The sequence below is a fragment of the Arsenophonus nasoniae DSM 15247 genome (genome assembly GCF_000429565.1).
Lineage (GTDB): Bacteria > Pseudomonadota > Gammaproteobacteria > Enterobacterales > Enterobacteriaceae > Arsenophonus > Arsenophonus nasoniae.
On record NZ_AUCC01000298.1, the window covers coordinates 1 to 1005 of the forward strand.

Below are 1005 nucleotides of genomic sequence, written 5' to 3' on the forward strand. Positions count from 1 at the left end.
CCCTGTTACATGCTAACCTTTTCCCTGTTACATGCTAACCTTTTCCCTGTTACATGCTAACCTTTTAGAAGTTAAATTATTGATTACATTATTTATTTATTTTTATAGTATTAATTGACCTATATTTAGACCTTTAGCCTCTCTAAGTCTTTTGAAGTTAAAATAAGTTAAAAAAAAGTCTTTTAAGGTAAAGTGGCTGTGGATAACTTTTCTTCTAACAAAAACCCTGAACAAAAAATATATGTTACTACTTAGTGACCGTATTTCTCTTTTGCAATTGTGATATTCCGCTTCCTCGTCTGCTCACTCGCTTCGCTCGGTCACAGACTTGCGTCGAGCGGTGGGATTTTAATTAAAAAGATTTTTTGGTTAATTAACACTGAAACATTGCCTATTCAGTCGCTACAGCTAGCATCACTAGGATTAACGTATCCATTAATTCAGGCACACCATGAACAAAACAGAACTCATCAGCAAATTGCTGAAAAAGCAGACTTAACCAAAAAAGATTCAGAGAAGGCGCTGAACGCTTTCATTGAAACCGTGACAGAAACACTAAAGGCCAGAGATGAAGTACAACTAGTTGGCTTTGGTAACTTTCAAGTTAAGCCAAGAGCGGCAAGGGAAGGACGCAATCCACAAACAGGCAAGACCATTCAAATTGCTGCTGCAAACGTTCCCAGTTTTAAAGCGGGTAAAACTTTGATTGAAAGAAGCCGTTAATTAAAAATTCAAGCAAAAAAATAGCCAACAAGCTGGTGTTGGCTAGAAGCAATGAGTAAAAGTATTGATGTAATAATAACTATATCTTATTATAATTGAGAATTATTCTCAACAACTTTGCTTCAATACCTCATCTTCGACAATTAACATCATTATCGCTGTCATATCGTGCCAATAGGCTTTGCAGGGATGCTACGCATGGGTTACGTGCAATATATCAATCTCTCACTGCTTCGTAGGCTTCGGCGATTTAACTATTGTTATTCTCTGTCACTATTGAGT

The 1005-nt window shown here is 36.5% G+C and carries 1 pseudogene; it reads left to right on the forward strand.

Annotated elements, in window-relative coordinates:
• Positions 1 to 451 precede the first annotated feature (451 nt).
• Positions 452 to 723 (forward strand): annotated as a pseudogene (locus tag G468_RS22090) (HU family DNA-binding protein).
• Positions 724 to 1005: the final 282 nt, after the last annotated feature.